14 protein-coding genes are annotated in these 15,707 nt (G+C 69.0%); 10 read left to right on the top strand and 4 right to left on the bottom strand.

Annotated elements, in window-relative coordinates:
* Positions 1 to 178: 178 nt before the first annotated feature.
* Together WA640_RS14725 and WA640_RS14720 are read right to left on the bottom strand one after the other, a co-directional pair.
* Positions 179 to 472, bottom strand: coding sequence for a hypothetical protein (locus tag WA640_RS14725; RefSeq protein WP_335988587.1), 294 nt, complete (start codon positions 470 to 472; stop codon positions 179 to 181).
* A gap of 174 nt (positions 473 to 646) precedes the next feature.
* On the bottom strand, positions 647 to 1,270 hold the full coding sequence (locus tag WA640_RS14720; RefSeq protein WP_335988586.1) for a hypothetical protein: 624 nt from the start codon (positions 1,268 to 1,270) through the stop codon (positions 647 to 649).
* 572 nt (positions 1,271 to 1,842) lie between these two features.
* Between WA640_RS14720 and WA640_RS14715 the strand changes: the two genes are divergently transcribed.
* Positions 1,843 to 2,631, top strand: a complete 789-nt coding sequence (locus tag WA640_RS14715) for a hypothetical protein (protein ID WP_335988585.1) — start codon at positions 1,843 to 1,845, stop codon at positions 2,629 to 2,631.
* Between the two features lie 330 nt (positions 2,632 to 2,961).
* Positions 2,962 to 3,906, top strand: a complete 945-nt coding sequence (locus WA640_RS14710; RefSeq protein ID WP_335988584.1) for a hypothetical protein — start codon at positions 2,962 to 2,964, stop codon at positions 3,904 to 3,906.
* A 149-nt stretch (positions 3,907 to 4,055) separates the two neighbouring features.
* Here WA640_RS14710 and WA640_RS14705 read toward each other — a convergent pair whose 3' ends face one another.
* Together WA640_RS14705 and WA640_RS14700 are read right to left on the bottom strand one after the other, a co-directional pair.
* On the bottom strand, positions 4,056 to 5,018 hold the full coding sequence (locus WA640_RS14705; protein WP_335988583.1) for a hypothetical protein: 963 nt from the start codon (positions 5,016 to 5,018) through the stop codon (positions 4,056 to 4,058).
* Positions 5,019 to 5,548: 530 nt separating this feature from the next.
* Positions 5,549 to 6,253, bottom strand: coding sequence for a hypothetical protein (locus WA640_RS14700; RefSeq protein ID WP_335988582.1), 705 nt, complete (start codon positions 6,251 to 6,253; stop codon positions 5,549 to 5,551).
* Between the two features lie 495 nt (positions 6,254 to 6,748).
* On the opposite strand from WA640_RS14700, the gene WA640_RS14695 reads away from it, so the two are divergent.
* Genes WA640_RS14695 through WA640_RS14660 form a run of 8 tightly spaced genes read left to right on the top strand, consistent with a single transcriptional unit; the run spans position 6,749 to position 15,604 of the window.
* Entirely contained in the window at positions 6,749 to 7,099 is a 351-nt protein-coding gene (locus WA640_RS14695; protein WP_335988581.1) for a pilin, read from the top strand.
* 3 nt (positions 7,100 to 7,102) lie between these two features.
* A complete protein-coding gene (locus tag WA640_RS14690) occupies positions 7,103 to 8,767 on the top strand; it encodes a hypothetical protein (protein ID WP_335988579.1) in 1,665 nt (554 codons plus the stop codon).
* A 14-nt stretch (positions 8,768 to 8,781) separates the two neighbouring features.
* Positions 8,782 to 9,633: a PrgI family protein gene (locus tag WA640_RS14685; protein WP_335988577.1), complete on the top strand. Its 852-nt coding sequence runs from the start codon at positions 8,782 to 8,784 to the stop codon at positions 9,631 to 9,633.
* Entirely contained in the window at positions 9,630 to 11,372 is a 1,743-nt protein-coding gene (locus WA640_RS14680; RefSeq protein WP_335988576.1) for a VirB4 family type IV secretion system protein, read from the top strand. Before WA640_RS14685 ends, WA640_RS14680 begins: the two co-directional genes overlap by 4 nt.
* Positions 11,372 to 12,424 (top strand): M23 family metallopeptidase, encoded by a 1,053-nt coding sequence (locus tag WA640_RS14675; RefSeq protein WP_335988575.1) that lies wholly within the window; start codon positions 11,372 to 11,374, stop codon positions 12,422 to 12,424. Before WA640_RS14680 ends, WA640_RS14675 begins: the two co-directional genes overlap by 1 nt.
* Positions 12,421 to 12,852, top strand: a complete 432-nt coding sequence (locus WA640_RS14670; protein ID WP_335988574.1) for a hypothetical protein — start codon at positions 12,421 to 12,423, stop codon at positions 12,850 to 12,852. Before WA640_RS14675 ends, WA640_RS14670 begins: the two co-directional genes overlap by 4 nt.
* On the top strand, positions 12,849 to 14,765 hold the full coding sequence (locus WA640_RS14665; RefSeq protein WP_335988573.1) for a type IV secretion system DNA-binding domain-containing protein: 1,917 nt from the start codon (positions 12,849 to 12,851) through the stop codon (positions 14,763 to 14,765). The genes WA640_RS14670 and WA640_RS14665 overlap by 4 nt, the downstream gene beginning before the upstream one ends.
* Positions 14,762 to 15,604, top strand: a complete 843-nt coding sequence (locus WA640_RS14660) for a replication-relaxation family protein (protein WP_335988571.1) — start codon at positions 14,762 to 14,764, stop codon at positions 15,602 to 15,604. Before WA640_RS14665 ends, WA640_RS14660 begins: the two co-directional genes overlap by 4 nt.
* Positions 15,605 to 15,707: the final 103 nt, after the last annotated feature.

Below are 15,707 nucleotides of genomic sequence, written 5' to 3'. Positions count from 1 at the left end.
TCGGTGTTTACTCCACATCAAGTGGATTCTCGCTCCAGTCAGTATACAACAACGGCGGGATAGAGCTGTCGGCGAGCATCAAGGTCTGTAGCTAGAAGTCGTTCTGAACCGGGGCTTTGCCTGATGGCGGCCCCGGTTTTCTTGTAGTCGGGGGAGATGGTCCCAAGCTCGCGTAGGTTCAGTCTGGTGCATCGTCGCCGACCTCGACGAACTCTCTGCCTCCGAGGATTTTCTTTGCCTGCGCCATGACCCGGTGCGCGACAGCAAGTGCCTCGTCTTCGGTTCGGTAAAGCTCGGCGCGGTAGGGGCCGATGGTCGGGTGGTCGAGGCGTTCGACGTACCAGCGCCCGCGGTCGCGGACCTGCCCGACCCGCACCGTGCAGCAGTCCCAGACGTAGAAGCCCTTCGATTCCCAAACGCGACCCCCAGGGAGCCGGCCGAAGAAGATCGCGGAATCAGCTTCTTGAGACACATGTTCTCCAGGGCTTCTTGGTTCGTGTCGTTGATGTAGCCGAAGGGGGCCGGGGCACGGGTGCTTTCTGGTCGGGGTGCGGTTTGCTTGGGGTGTCCTCGATGCGGTGATTGCCGCGCCGCCCGCGCCCCTCGGCGGGGTGCGGGCGGCGCTGTCCTCGGAAGCGCAGTGGTGCTATGAGCCTGCGGCGCAGAAGATATCGAACAGGAGGGTGTCGATGATCCCGCCGTCGTGGGGCAGGTCCTGTTCGGTCGCGACCGCCAGGTGCGCTTCGCCGCGCGGCGTGAGCGTGAACTCGTCGGGATCGAGGCTGCCGATGGTGGCGGTCAGGCGCAGCGGCTCGGTCGAGGCCAGCTCCACCGGTCCCTCGCCGACGCCCCACGCCTCGGGCGGCTCCTCCACGCTCATGCGCAGGTCGGTCTCGACGACGAGCCGGAACTTCAGCGGCAGGTAGGAGACCCGCTCGACCGAGGCCGTCCCGGTCCCGCTCAGGCGCACCTCGCCCAGGCCGCCCGCCTCGGGGTCGTCGGCGGTCTCCAGGTGGAAGCTCGCCTCGCCGGTGCCCTGGTCCAGGATGCCGGGCATCCCCTCGATCGCGAACGCCCCTTCCAGGGGGCCGGTCCGGTATTCGGCCTCGCCTGCGGTGCGCAGCACTATGTCGTCGGGGTGGCTGATGCGCCAGTCCGGGTTGAACGAGGGCCCGGCGGCGCCTGCCGGACCGGCGACCATGACAGCGGCGACGGCGGCGACCGAGCAGGCGGCCAGCACCCGCGCGGTGGTCTTCTGAGCAATGCCCATGGTGTTGCTTCCTCCATGTCGTGCGGATCGTCCCGGGCACGGCCGAACGACCGGACACCGGGTGCTTTGTGGACGCGAATCCGCACCGAGGCTACGACACCTGTACGGCAGCGGCACCCGATTGACCGAATCCACCCACCCTGCGACCGGGCCCACCACGCGACCGCCAGCTCCCTTTCCCCGACCGAGCCGACCCTTGCGACACGGACTCCATTCGCGACACAACATGCCTCGTCAGCGACACAATGAGGAAGACGGCAAAGGGGAACAGGTGTTCCCCTGTGCTGAGTATTAGATGTCCTTGATGTAGCCAACGAGGCCCAGATTGCTGATGCTGTGTCGTCGAAGTCTTGTCCTCTCGGGGTGTCCGTGACGGAGTGAACGGGGCGGCTGAGTGTCCTCGTCTGTGTTCCAGTTGACCGACCTTCGGCTTGTGGGCTTGTGGCTGGACCAGGGGAGCCCGGCATCGCCGTGAACGGGCCCGGTTTGCCTCTTATGGACCGTGTCGGTCCCCGCATGCTCCTGCGACGCATGGAACCATATGGCATGAAACATCACGATAGGAGTGGAATATGCTAGTCAAGCACGTCTTTGTGTCCGCGGCCGTAGCTGTAGCGGCATCGCTCGCCGCCGCACCGGCCCAGGCCGCCGCGCCGATCGAGGCGTCGCAGTCGTATTACGTGCACAGCATCATCATGGCCATCGATGACTTCGGCGACGATGGCGACCGTTGCCTTGAGATCTACGGGAAACTGACCTACCGCGACGCCGCTGGGACCTGGCACACCTTCTGGGAAGCCTCCGACGACGACTTCTTCAAAGCATGCGCGTACGACGACCAGTACGCCAACTTCGAGCCCTCCGAGTCGTTCACAGTCGAGCTCGGATCTGGCCAGGCGATGGGCTTCGGGGCTCACCTGTATGACTACGACCCCACCGTGCTCGACAAGGACGAGCAACTCGCCAACGGCCACACCGACATTCGCGCGGGCAGCGTCGACACCCGCCGCGACCGCATCGGCTCCTTCGACCTCAAACTCGAAATGACCACGTCCCGCGCGCCCGCCAACGCCGATGACGACGACTACGACCGCGACGACTACGACCGCGACCGCGGCGACTGGGACCGCGACCTCGACGATTACGACGACGACTACTCCGACGGCAACGACTACAACTACGACCGCAACGACTACAACCAGTACGACTACGGCGACGACAACTACTACTCCGACGGCGACGGTGGGTACGACTACGACAGCGACTACGCGGACGGCTACGACGACTACCGCAACGACTACGACGACTATGCCGACGATTACCGCGACGACTATGCGGACGACTACGGCGACGACTATTAACGGTCCGCGGCCTGCGACGCCATCACTTCGCAGGCGACCGTCGCCTTCTGCCGATCGACTGCAACGGCGCGAACGGATAGCTGCGACACGGACACTGTCCACCACACAAAAGCCCTGATCACAGACGTTACTGAGACACGAGCCCAGGGGAACGGGTGTACGAATCTACTCGGGACCGAATGCCGCTCACCCTGGACGTGGACCTGTCTGAGGGTGCCCCGCGGGAATTGTCCGCTGATGAGCGGACTGCTGGGGGCTTCGCCCGCGATCCAGGTAGTGTACGCACCTGAAATCCCGCGCACGCGGAACGGTCTGTGATCGGATGGGCTGGTGGGTGAAGAGCAGCGATACCGGATCGACCACCGGATTCCGGAACGGCCGGTCGAGCACCGCATGTACCTGCCTGCGGTCGGCAAGGATCGCGACGCTTCGGTGCTCTTGCACATCATGATTGCCCTCGATGCGTTCGAGCCGTGGCAGGTGGCGAAGGGGCACTATCTGGACGTGGTCCGCGAGCGCCGACCGGGCCCCGACCACGTGGTGACGTCGTCGTGGCTGGCCCCGGGCGGCATCGATCCGTGGATGAACGAGGGGATGCGGCCGTTCCTGGTTCCGCCTGCCTTGGCTCGTCGTCCGTTCGGCGTGCTGGGCCGGTGGTGGCCTTTCACCTGGGCCGTCGTGGTCATGGCGGCCGTCGTGTTCACCAGCGGCATCCTCGCGGTACTCCTGGGGCTGCTTGGCGGCGTCTTGATCGCAACGGGCATCGTGCTCTGGCTCCGAGGTCGGCTGCCCTATCGGCCCGCCCCTGCGAAGTCGCGCGCCTCCTTCATCGACGAGTGGGAGGCGCGCATGGCCGCTGCCGCCATTCTCAGCGAGGGCCGTCCCAGTGAAGCGGTCATACGCGAGGTTCAGGCGCAGTCAGTGCGCGGCACGGGCAACGCCGAGGTCGAAGTGCCCGAGGTCGTGCGTCACGCCCTGCGCGTGGGCCCGCGGGTGTTGGAGCGGGTCGAGTACCTGTGCGCCGTCGCCGAATCCGATATCCGCGACGATCGCACCAGCACCGCCGTGCAATCGGAAGCACTGGTGTGGCGGGTCATGACCAACGTCGCCGACTCCACCGTGACCGAGCGCTGGCCGGAGGCGATGGCGCGCCATGCCCAGGCGTGCCGGGACGCTGGATGGTGCACGGTGCTGGGATGTCGCCGCCCCGCACTGGGCGGCGACCGCTGTCCCGTCTGCGACAGCCAGTCCGCAGCACCCCGGCGCGGGGTCTGACGGCATTCCGGACTCGAGACCGCGAACATCGCTCACCGTCCCCACCACCCCCATGCGGCAGTGGACGCGAGCCGCTCGGCGCCTGAGCGCGATCCACGCCTCTTCCCAAGGTGCAGTGCGATCGGGTGCGGAAGTGCCTCGGCGGTGGTCTATGCGGAGTCGGAGACGGTACCCAGTTCCGCGCACTGAGAGCAATAGACGCCTTGGGTGGGACGGCGGCAGCCCGGCACGGTGCACCACTTCGCCGCAAGGCAGTACTGGTGGTGCTCCTCGCGGGATTCGGTCCAGATGCGGTCGAGCAGGACACCGTCCGGGGCCCGGAGATCGTCGGCGTCGATGCACAGGAGCTGGCGCAGCCGCGCCTCCGTGCGCACCACGCCGGCCTTGGCGCCGTTCCCCGATCCGGCTTCGGCCTGGTGGCACAGCCAGCGGACGCGCGCAAAGAAACTGAACCCGCGTTCCACCGCCAACGCGATTTCCGGGCGAAGCTCGTCGATATCGAAGCTCGCTCCGTTGCGTACGGATGCCTCCAAGTACCGGCGAAACTCCTCGAACAGCTGTTCCGAAGGGCTGTTCTGGAGGATCGCATCCGCGGCGATCCGGGCGGCCCACTCTTCCTTGATGTGGTCGCGCGGGTCCTCGGGTGGCGGCAGCCGGGGCAGGCGTCTCGTCCAGATGCCGTAGATGGCGGCGAGCATCTGTCCGACGGCGACCCCAACGAGCACCACACCCCACGGGCCGCCGACGCTCCAGGCGACGCCCGCTGCGAGGGCCAGGCTGACCAGTGGCAGCAGCGCTGGGCCCCACCGTCGGGCAAAGACCGTGACGGCATGGGCGGCGCGCCGATGCGCCCGCTGCATCCGCAGGCCCTCACTCACGCGCCGTCCCTCGTCGGTCAGTCCGTACCAGGCGATCCAGGCATCCTCGCCGTCGGCGTCTTCGCGGACCAGTTCGCACCGCTCGCCCAGTTTCAGACGCCACCGGGCGGAGACTGAGCGGAGCAGAAGTTGGCGAGCGGTGCGGTCGTCGGTCACCGCCAGCAGGTAGACACGGCTCTCGAGGCGGCCGTCCCGGCGGCGGTGATCGACCCGGTACGGCGACGTGGTACCCATGCCCACATCATTACCGCAGAACAGCCGGAGCGAGTGGAGATGCACCGACTTTGCGCCGGTCCTCCGATTGCGGGGATGTTGCAGAGGTCATCGGTTCCGTCTGCGTCGGCAGTGCCACGGTTGCTGCGCTGGCCGCCGGGGTTTCGACTCCGGCAGGTCGATCCTGCTCCCGGAGTCGCGGTCGAATACTGATTCTGCGATTTGCGCGCTGGCAGTAGTCTCACGGTCTCCTGATGGGCCCGCAAATCGTGCCATTGCTGATGCCTCTGCCGCTCGCAGGCGATATCGCACTCGATGGAGTATCTGGGGGACCAGTGCTGTCGCGCAGATTCTTACCGCCGCCTCGAACCCGAGCGTAGGCATGCTGGTCAGCCATTCCTCGTGGATGACTCCAACGGCTGCCATCAGCCACCATCCAGTTATCACAGCGCCCCCGAACAGGAGCAAGATTCCGTAGCCGCATGCGCTAATGAACCGCTGGATCCGCTTGATCTTCGTCGGACGCCAGTGCGCCCCAGTTGTTATGCGCGTCATTTTGTCAGCCATTCCAGAAGTTGTTTCTTGGCGGCGTTGATCTGATTTTCTGCTTCCTCAGCGGTCAATTCGACTGCTATTGCTTCGAGATCGATAGATCGCCGTTCGATGACTACCGCCAAAACGAGTCGGGCCTGTTCCCTGGTGATGATGCCGTTGCGCGACGCCTTGGCAAGGATGAGGTCCGGATGGCCGAATTCCAGGGCTGGAGGGTGCGATTCGAACGTCGGCGACCGCAACTGTCGCTGATATCGGGAGAGCTCGATCGCGCAGCGGCGGGCGGCGACATAGGCGCGATTGCACAGCCGTCCGCAGATGTTCGGACGGGTGAGGTCGATGTCGTGGATCGCGTAGACGAATCCGGCGAGGGCAGCGCTTTCAAGCTCGGTTCGGTCCTGGTAGTCAGGCGCGTATACGGCAGCGGTCTTGACGGCGTTTCGGATGCCGGGAATGGCAACTCCAGTGGCGATCACGAGCCATGGACCATGCTTGATTCTGACGTTCGAGGCGATGGTTGCCCAAGCCCGGTCACGTTCGCGCTGGCTGGTGCCCTTGCTTAGGAGCGTCTGACTGAGCTCGCCGGTGGAGATGTGCTTTCCGCCGACGGGAATCGACCAGTGTCCGTCTGCGGTTCGTGTGCCCTTCTGTGTGCAGAGGCGTTTGAACTCGCGTTCACAGTTCCCGATGGTTGACGTTCTCATGATGGCTTCCCTCGGTGCGTTTCTCGACGCTTTGTGCGCCTGGTTCTCCATCTATGAAGACGCATCTGCGAGGGATGTGCAAATCGCACGGTAACCTCCGACAACCTTGACGCCGTAAAAGGTGACTCAAGGTTACCGGTCGCGTGACAACCCCGGATCCTGAAAATGATTCTCGACGGATTCCAAGGCTTGGTTATCTCGATAATTCATTGGTATTTCACCAGTTCAGAAGCTGGTTATTGCGTGGTTACTGCCCGGGTGGTTCGCATTATCGGTAACCCGCTGTCATTTCATGGTGAGTCGACGGAACGGTGTCGACTTGACACGCTGGCGATTTCGTCGCGGCCTGGACATAGCTCTTGGCACTCGCATCGGAGGAGGTGATGTCTCCGTCGCGGCGAAGCGAATCGGTAGCGTGTCGACCGGCCCGGAAACGGGCTTCGGCGCGATTCCGGGCCGGTCTTCTGCACGAGTCCTCCGAGGGAGGCGCAGAAGATGCGCACGCACCACTCACCACGGCCGGAGAAGCCGTCCAGGCTATTGCGCCTGGGTATGGCATCCGGGCTGTCGGCCCTGTTTTTTGTCTTGATGGCTGAGCCCGCGATGGCGAATACCCAGGGTGTCATCGATGTCCTGAACCGGTTGCAGACGGTCATTGTCGTCATTGCGGGAACCGCGGTCGCCGTCATGTTGACGCTCGCCGGTTTCCGCTATCTGCTTGCATCTGAGCCGGGCGAGACCGAGCGCGCGAAATCGGCACTGAGGAGCGCCGCGATCGGTTTCGGGATCGTGGTGCTCGCGCCGATTCTCGTGACGATTCTCAAGCAGATCCTGTCGGGGGAGTAAGCCATGTATGAGCAGATTCTCGACGGGATGATCGCATGGCTCGCCGACCGTGCTGGCGCGTTCAGGCAGACGATTGTTGATGCATTGCGCGAGACGGAATGGGTCCTCCTCTCGGAGGATTTCACGGACTGGGGACTCGAACTCCGCGGTCATTTTACCGTCATCGTGTACGCCTCCTACGCGCTCTTGATCGTCGTCGGCGGCTTGATCCTGATGGCGCACGAGACCCTGCAAACCCGCTATACGGCCCGTGAACTCGCCCCGCGTCTGATTATCGGGTTCCTCTTGGCGGGATGCTCGTTCGTCATCGTCCTCCAAGGGCTCGAAGTGAACAACGATATCGCTTCGGCGTTCCTGGCCTCCGACACCCGGCTCGTGGATGACCAGGAGCGATCGTATTCGCTTTCCGAGTTGAGTTCGACTCGCGACCTCGGGACCGATACGCCGACCGTCGATGCGCTTCTGCTCGACCTGCTGTGGGTGGTGCTGACGATCGTCTGCCTGCTGATGCTGTTCGTCGTTTCCATCATGCGGAACATCGTTTGGTTCTTTCTCGTGGCGCTCTGCCCGATCGCTTTGGCATGTCATGCGCTCCCGGTCACCGAATGGGCGGCGCAATTGTGGTGGCGAATGTTCGGTGCGTGCATGGCGAGCTCCATCGGGCAGGCCGTGCTGATCTGGGTGTGGAACAGCTTGCTGTGGCCCGACGGCCGCGACGGCGGGGGCCGCTACTTCGGCCACATCGGTCACATCGGCGTCCACAGCCTGTACCTGATCGTCGTCATCTGGATGATGTGGCAGGTCCACCAGAACGCGTTCCGGATCGCGCGCGGCAGGGCGCTGCGGGTGCCCGGGGCACGGTTCCTGACCGGTGTCGCCACCGCGATGGCGGTCGGGGCCGTGACCGGCCGGTTCCGCCGCCGCGGCGGCAAGAACCAGGCTCCGAAGACGCCGGAGCCGGAGGAGCCTGCGGGTGATTTCTGGTGGGACAAGCCTGCGGGCCGCCGCCTGTCGACGGCGACGGATCTGGGTTCGGCCTTCGGCCACCGGCCTCCGGTCGAGGGCCGCGCGTCGCAGGTGAACGACCTCGGGTCCGCGTTCGGCCACCGGTCGCCCGAGACCGCGCCGCGGACGCCGCCGTGGTGGGAGCGCCCGCCCGGTGAGGCCCCCGAGCAGCCCGTCCGGCCCGGCGAGGGCGAGTACGACTCGATGTTCGAACCCGCCCACCCGCTCGACCACTCGCGCAGGCTCGGCGGCGCCGCCACCGATGCGGGACGCCGCCGCGGCCTGGAGCAGCGCCTCACCAACGCCGAAGGCCGGAAGCTCGCCGCCGAGCAGCGACGCCAGCAACTGCCCGGCATCCGCCCGCGCGAGGGGCGGCGTGTGGCCGACGTGCCGCCGCTCCGCCACAACGAGCAGGCATGGGCGGCGTTCGATGCCCACGTGGCCGCCGAACGCGCCCGCCACCCCGCTGCGGCCAGTACCGGCGCCGCGCCGGACTCGGCGAGCGGTGAGCGGCCTGGGACGAGCGCGCCCGGCCCGGACCAGCCGGTCCTCGGCGGCGCCGGATTCTGGGCCGCCTCCGACCGGGCCGCCGCCGCGATCGAGGCGCAGCGGGCCCGCGATGAGGACGAGCGCCGCCAGCGCGAGGGGCGGGCCGAGTCATGAACGGCCGCGGCAGCGTGAGCGTCCCCGCTGACGTGAACGTCGAGGACCGGATCTTGTTTGGGCTCACCGCCCGCCAGACCTTGATCCTCGCCCCGGTCGCCCTGGGGCTCCTGGCCGCGTGGCGCGGCCTGGTCGGCACCGTCCCGCTCCCGGTGCTCCTGCTGGTGACCGCGCCGCTCGCCGCGGCTGCCGTCGCCCTGGCGCTCGGACGCGTCGACGGGGCCGGGCTCGACCGGATCGCCCTGGCCGCGATCCGCCAGCCCCGGCGCCCGGTCGCGGCCGGTGCCCCCGCGACAGCGGTCGCCCGCAGCATCGCCCCGGTGAGCGAGACCGGCGCGGTCGCGCCGGTGCGCGGGCCGGTGCGGGCCGTCCGCGACGACGGCGCGATCGACCTCGGCCCGGCCGGGTGGGCGGTCGCGGTCGACGTCGGCTTCCTCAACTTCGGGCTGCGCGCCCCGAGCGAGCAGGCGATGCTGTGCGCCGCGCTCGCCCGCCTGTTGTGCTCCACGGACGCGCACCTGCAAATCTGCCTCTCCACGCGCCCGGTCGACCTGTCGGCCTACCTCGACGGGCTCGGTGCGTCCGCTGCGGCGATCGATGCGCCCCGATTGCGCGAGGCCGCCGAGGCCCACCGGGCGTGGCTGGGCGAGGTCGTCGCGTCCCGGCAGCTCTTGCGCCGCGAGATCACCGTGACCGTCCGCTGCCCCGACGCCGAAGGCGCGCGGTACGCCGCCGGCCAGGTCCGGGCCATGGCCGAGGGTATCGGCGTGTCCGCGCGCCTGCTCGACCGCGCCGAACTGACCGCCAGGGTCCGGTACGGGATCGACCCGTACGGCTCGCCCGCACGGACGGAGGCCCCGTCATGACCACACGCGCGCACCGACTGATCGCCAAGATCCGCGGACGCGGCTCGTTCCCGGTCCCGGCTGAGCTGTGGCCCGATACGGCCGTCGTGGAGCTGCGGCGCATGCGCGCCGGAGACGGTTGGGCCGCCGTCCTGGTCCTGGTGGGCTATCCGGCCTCGCTCCCGCTGGGGTGGATCGAGACGCTCACCGGCGCCCACACCCGCATCGAAGTGGCCGTCCACATCGGCCCCATCGCGTCCTCGGTCGCCGCCGCACGGCTGCACAAGCGCCGCGCCCGCCTCGAATCCTCACGCCAGTACGCCGCCCACCGGGGGCGGCTCGATGAGCCCGAAGTCGAGGCCGCCGCCCAGGACTCGGCCGACCTGGCCGACCGGATCGCCCGCGGCATCGCCCGCCTCCACGACATCGGCGTGTACGTCACCGTCCACGCCGAGACCGAACGCGACCTCGACCTGGCGTGCGCGCGGCTTCGCGCGGGGGCCTCGGCGGCGATGATGGACGTCCGCCCCGCCACCGCCCGGCAACTTCCGGGGTTGATCGCCACGGTCCCGGTGGGCATCGATCCGGTGGGTGCGACCCGGGTCGTGGACACCGACAGCGCGTCCGCCGTGTTTCCGTTCGCGTCGGCCGATGTCCCCGGCCCGGTCGCACCCGCCAGCGTCTTGTACGGCCTCAACCTCGTGACCGGGGGACCGGTGCTGTGGGACCGGTGGTCCGAGCCCAACCACAATTCCGTCCTCCTGGCGCGCAGCGGTGCCGGGAAGTCGTACTTGACGAAGTGCGAGGTGCTGCGGCAGCTCTACCAGGGCGTCAAGGTGACGATCGTCGACCCCGAGGCCGAATACACCGACCTCGCCGCCCACGTCGGCGGTACGGTCCTGCGGCCCGGCGCCCCCGGTGCTGCCCTGAACCCCCTCACGCTGCGCGAGCGGGGCCGCTCTGACGCGCTGGTGCGGCGGGGCCTGTTCGTGCGCACCGTCGCCGAGACGCTGCTGCGCGAGCGTCTGGACGCTGATGCGGTCGCGGCCTTGCAGGAATGCGTCCTCGCTGCCTATACCGAGCACGGCATCAACGCCGACCCCGCCACGTGGGATCGGCCCATGCCCACGCTCGCGGACGTCGTCCGACTGCTCGCCGCGCGCGAGGACGGCCGCGCGCTGGCCTCGCGCCTGGGCCCCTTCACCGGCCACGGGTCGCTGTTCGCGCTCAGGGAGTCGGCGATCGAGCCGTCGCCGCGGCTGCTGGTCTGGGTGCTCGCCGAGGTCCCCGAGGAGCTGCTCCCTGCCGTGACGCTGGTCGTGCTCGACCGCACGACCCCGGCCCGCCGCGCCGACGGCCGGTTCGAGCTGGTCGTGGTCGACGAGGTGTGGACCCTGTTCAAGGACGGCCGGGCCGCGGAGTTCCTTGCCGCGACGGCGAAGTCGGCCCGCAAGCACTTGATGGGCCTGGCCGTGGTCACGCAGGACGCCGACGACGTGCTCTCCTCCGAGTTGGGGCGCACCGTCTTGAACAACTCCGCGACCCAGTTGTTGATGCGCCAGTCCCCGCAGGCGATCGACACGATCACCGACGCCTGCAAGCTCACCGGCGCCGAACGGTCCCTCGTCGCCTCCGCCCGCGTCGGCGAGGCCCTGCTGCTGGCGGGGGAGACGCACGTGGCGTTCCGCGCCTGCGCCTCCGAGACCGAGCACCGGCTGTGCCTGACCGGCCGCTCCCGCTACGAGACCGGGAGCGCCTGATGCGCCGCCTCATCATCCTCGCCCTGCTGGGCCTGTGCGCCTTCGGTGCGTGCGCGGTCCTGACGGTCGTCTCCGGCACGAGCGACCAGCACTCCGCGATCGGCACCGGCGGCGGCGCATGCGATCCCAGTCCCGACGACCTCGACGCCGTCGCCGCAGCACTCGGCTCCGGCTACGGCCGCACCCAGGCCGACCACGCGGTTACCATCTGGCAGACCGCGACCGGACGGGACCTGCCGGAGCGCGCCGGCCTCATCGCCCTCGCCACCGCCATGCAGGAGAGCACCCTCCGCGTGCTCGCGAATCCGGCCGTCCCGGCCTCCCTCGACCTGCCCCACGACGGCCTCGGCGAGGACCATGATTCGGTCGGCCTGTTCCAGCAGCGCCCGCACTGGGGCGACCTGGCCGACCTCATGGACCCCGCCGCCTCCACGAACCTGTTCCTCGACGCCCTCGAAGACGTCGAGGGCTGGGAGTCGATGAGCCTCGCCGCCGCCGCCCAGGCCGTCCAAGTGTCGGCCTTCCCCGACGCCTACGCCAAACACGAGAGCGCCGCGACCGCGGCCGCAAAGGTGATCGCCGCGATCGAATGCGGCTGGATCCACCCGGTCGCCGGATACGGCGTCAACTCGGGTTGGCGCACGAGCGAACGCCCGACCCACAACGGCGTCGACCTCGCCGCGCCCCGCGGCACCGAGATCCTTGCCGCTGCCGCAGGGGAAGTGGTCACGGTGGTGTGCAACGCCCACAACGGCGTCGGCCGTCAGCTCTCGTGCGATGTGGACGGCTCACCCGGGATCGCCGGGTGCGGCTGGTACGTCGAGGTCGCCCACGCCGAAGGTCTCCTGACCCGCTACTGCCACATGGGCGAACGCCCCGCCGTGTCCGTCGGCGACCAGGTCGCACCCGGGGACCTGCTGGGCTACGTCGGCTCCTCGGGCCGCTCCAGCGGCCCCCACCTCCACCTCGAAGTCCACACCTCCCATCACGCCACGTTCGACACCGCGATCGAACCGGTCGCGGCATTCGAGGCCAAGGGGGTCCAGCTATGACCGGATACGACGTCCTGCCCGACCTGACGCTGCTCGCCTTGCGGCCGTGGGGGATCGGTGCCGCCGCCGTAGTGCTGGCCGTCCTCGCTCTCCGGGCGGTCCTGCACCGCCGCGCCGCTCGGGTGCGCTTCGCCGGGGCCAAGTACGTGACCGTCGCGGCCCCGCCCGAAGTCGACCACGCCGGGGCCGCGCTCTTGTGGAGGCACCTCGCCGCGATCGAACACGGGAGTTGGAGACGGTTCTGGGAGGGCCAGCCCTACGTGATCTTCGAATACCGGTTCACCGGCCCGAGCCTCGCCGTCCGCATCTGGGTTCCAGGAGATATATCGACAGCGATGGTTATTGATGCGGTCGGGACCGCGTGGCCCGGATCCACCTGTGCTGTCACCGACGCTGAACCGCCACTGAGGGAAGGAGTTTCTTCATGACCGCGAAGCAGGAGCAGTCGATCGCCGGGGCCAGGTTCGGGCTCCGCGCGGGCACCCAGGCGGCGACGGGACTGGTGGCCGCTGAGACCGGGGGTGATGTGGTCCGCGGCCTGATCGAGGCCGGGACGTCGAACCGGGCCGGCGACCGGACCGTGGTGCAGATCGTCGCCCGGCCCGCTTCGCCGCGGCGCGTCGCCCGCGCCCGCAGAGCGCTCACCCCGCATTCGGGCAGCCTCGGCGCACAGGTCCTCGACCTGTTCACGCCGGGAAAGCCCGCGCCGCGCGCCCACCGGGCCCCGGAGGGGCCGTGGGCGGGCGAAGAACGCAAGCGGCTCGCCGCGCGGCTCGGCTCGGGCGCGCTGTGGTCGGTGGGCGTGCGCTACGCCCTCGCGGTCGAGGCCGCACCCGCCACCGCCGCCGCGCGCTCAGGGCAGGTGGGTGCGGCGGTGGGGGCGATGCTGGGGCCCGCGTGGCGGCGTCGGCGCTGCCGCCGGGCCGGGGCCCTGGTCGACGGCTGGGCGTCGGCGGCGGGGCCGCTCATGTCGGCCGACGAGCTCGCGGCCCTCGCCCACGTTCCGGCCGACGCCGTGGTGCCCGCGCTGGAGCGGGCCGGGGCCCGTCCGATCGCGCCGGTCGCGGCCGTCCCCTCGGGCGGGCGGGCCACCAAACCGCTCGGCGTCGCCCTCGTCGGCGGACGCAAGATCGCGATCCCCGTCGCCGATGCGCGCTCGCACCTCCATGTCATCGGCTCCACCGGGTCGGGGAAGTCGACGCTGCTGCTGCGGATGATCCTGGCCGACATCCGCGCCCGCCGCGCGATCATCTTGGTCGATCCGAAGGGCGATTTGGTGAACGACGTCCTCGACCGCCTCGACCCCGCCCAGGTCGCCGGACGGCTGGTCCTCATCGACCCCGACCAGGCCGCTGCGGCGCATCGGGGTCTGCCGCCGATCGTGCATACCGAGGACACCGAACTCGCCATCGACCACCTCGTCGGGATCTGCGCGAACATCTTCGTGCGCCACTGGGGTCCCCGGGCCGACGATGTGCTGCGCCAGAGCCTGCGCACGCAGGTGTTGCTGGGCTCGCATGATTACTCGGGGCTGGAGTCGCTGCCGATCCTGCTGACCGACAGCGCGCTGCGCGCGCCTCTGGTGACGAGCATCCCGGAGGGGGAGAAAATCCTTACCGGATTCTGGAAGTGGTTCGACTCCCTGCCCGCGGGGGTGCAGTCGCAGGCGGTCGGGCCGGTCGTGGCGCGGTTGCGGACGATCCTGGGCCGCCCCTTCGTAGCCGCCACCATCGGCAACCCTGCACAGGAGCGGTGCATCGACCTACCTGCCGCGCTCGACGGCGGCGGGATCATCCTCGCCCGCCTGCCCAAAGGGCAGCTCGGCGAAGACACCGCCAAACTCATGGGCTCGCTCCTGGTCGCGCGCACCTGGCAGACCGTCACCGCCCGCCAGCAGCAGGCCGAGCACCGCCGCAAGGACGTGGCGCTCTACGTCGACGAGGCGCAGAACTTCCTGCAACTGCCCGAATCGATCGATGACATGCTCGCCGAGGCCCGTGCGCTGCGCCTGGGCATGGTGCTGGCCCACCAGCACCTCGGGCAGCTCGGCCGCGACCTGGAGAGCGCCGTCAGCGCGAACTGCCGCACCAAGGTCGTCTTCAACGTCGCGCCCGAGGACGCCCGCCGCCTCGCCCGCCACACCGCCCCGCTGGTCAACGAGCACGATCTCGCCCACCAGGGGGCCTTCACCGCCGCCTGCCGCCCGGTCATCGGATCCGAAGTGCGGCCCGCGTTCTCGCTGCGGACCCTGCCCGCGCCCGAGCCGATCGGCCAGGCCCGCACCGTCCGCGCCAGCGCCGCGGCCTTCCCCGCCTTCACCTTCAAAGAGGAGGCACCATGAGCCCGCGAGGGGCCGACTTCGACCCGATCACCCTCATCGCCCGCCTGACCGAGCGGGACCTGACCGTCATCGACCTGCTCGCCCGGCACAAGATCGCCACCACCGCGATCCTGCGCGCCGTCGTCGGCTTCCCCAGCAGGCGGGCGGCCAACCTCCGGCTCCGGGCCCTGTGCGACCTGGGCCTGCTGCGGCGGTTCCGCCTGCCCGCCACCGGGACCCTCCGGTTCGTCCTGGACTGGCACGGCCAGGTCATCTGGGCGATCCGCCAAGGCCAGCGCACCCCGACCCGCCGCGACGCCGACCTGGCGATCCAGCACATCATCTTCTCAGCCCACCGCACCCACAAGGAAGGCGTCAACGAGTTCTTCGCGCTCCTGTACGAGGGCGCCCGCGCAGCCCGCGACGTCCGGGTCACCGAATGGCTGAACGAGGCCGACGCCGCCGGGACCGGGCTTCTCGGCGTCCGGCCCGACGCCGCCGGGACCCTCACCTGGGACGACGGCCGCGAGCTGCGGTTCTGGTACGAGCACGACCGCGGCACCGAAACCCTCGCCCGCCTGGTCGAGACCGTCGACCGCTACCGCACCGGACGCCTCGCCCTCGCCCGCTCCCGCACCCTGCTCATCGGCGTCCCAGGCTCCCGCCGACTCGACCACTTCCTCACCACCGCGCCGGTCCCCGCCGATCTCACCGTCGCCGTCCACGTCACCGTCCCCCTGCCCCCGATCTCCCACGAGGACGCCGCCCCGATTCCCCGGATTGACCAGCCCCGCTGGCGGGTCCTCGGCAATGCGGAACTGCACAGCCTGCGCTCACTCGCTCGCCGCTCGACACCGTAACGGCGGTGTCCACGCCCCTTCCAGATCAGGGCTTCCAGATCGGGCCTTCCAGATCCCCCCTTCCACCGCCCCTTCCCCTGCTGAGCACCAGCCACCAACCAAC

It is taken from the genome of Glycomyces sp. MUSA5-2 (assembly GCF_037034145.1).
Taxonomy (GTDB): Bacteria; Actinomycetota; Actinomycetes; order Mycobacteriales; family Micromonosporaceae; genus Glycomyces; species Glycomyces artemisiae.
The sequence above is the reverse complement of the archived record's forward strand: the minus strand, read 5'-3'. Positions and strand labels throughout refer to the sequence as shown.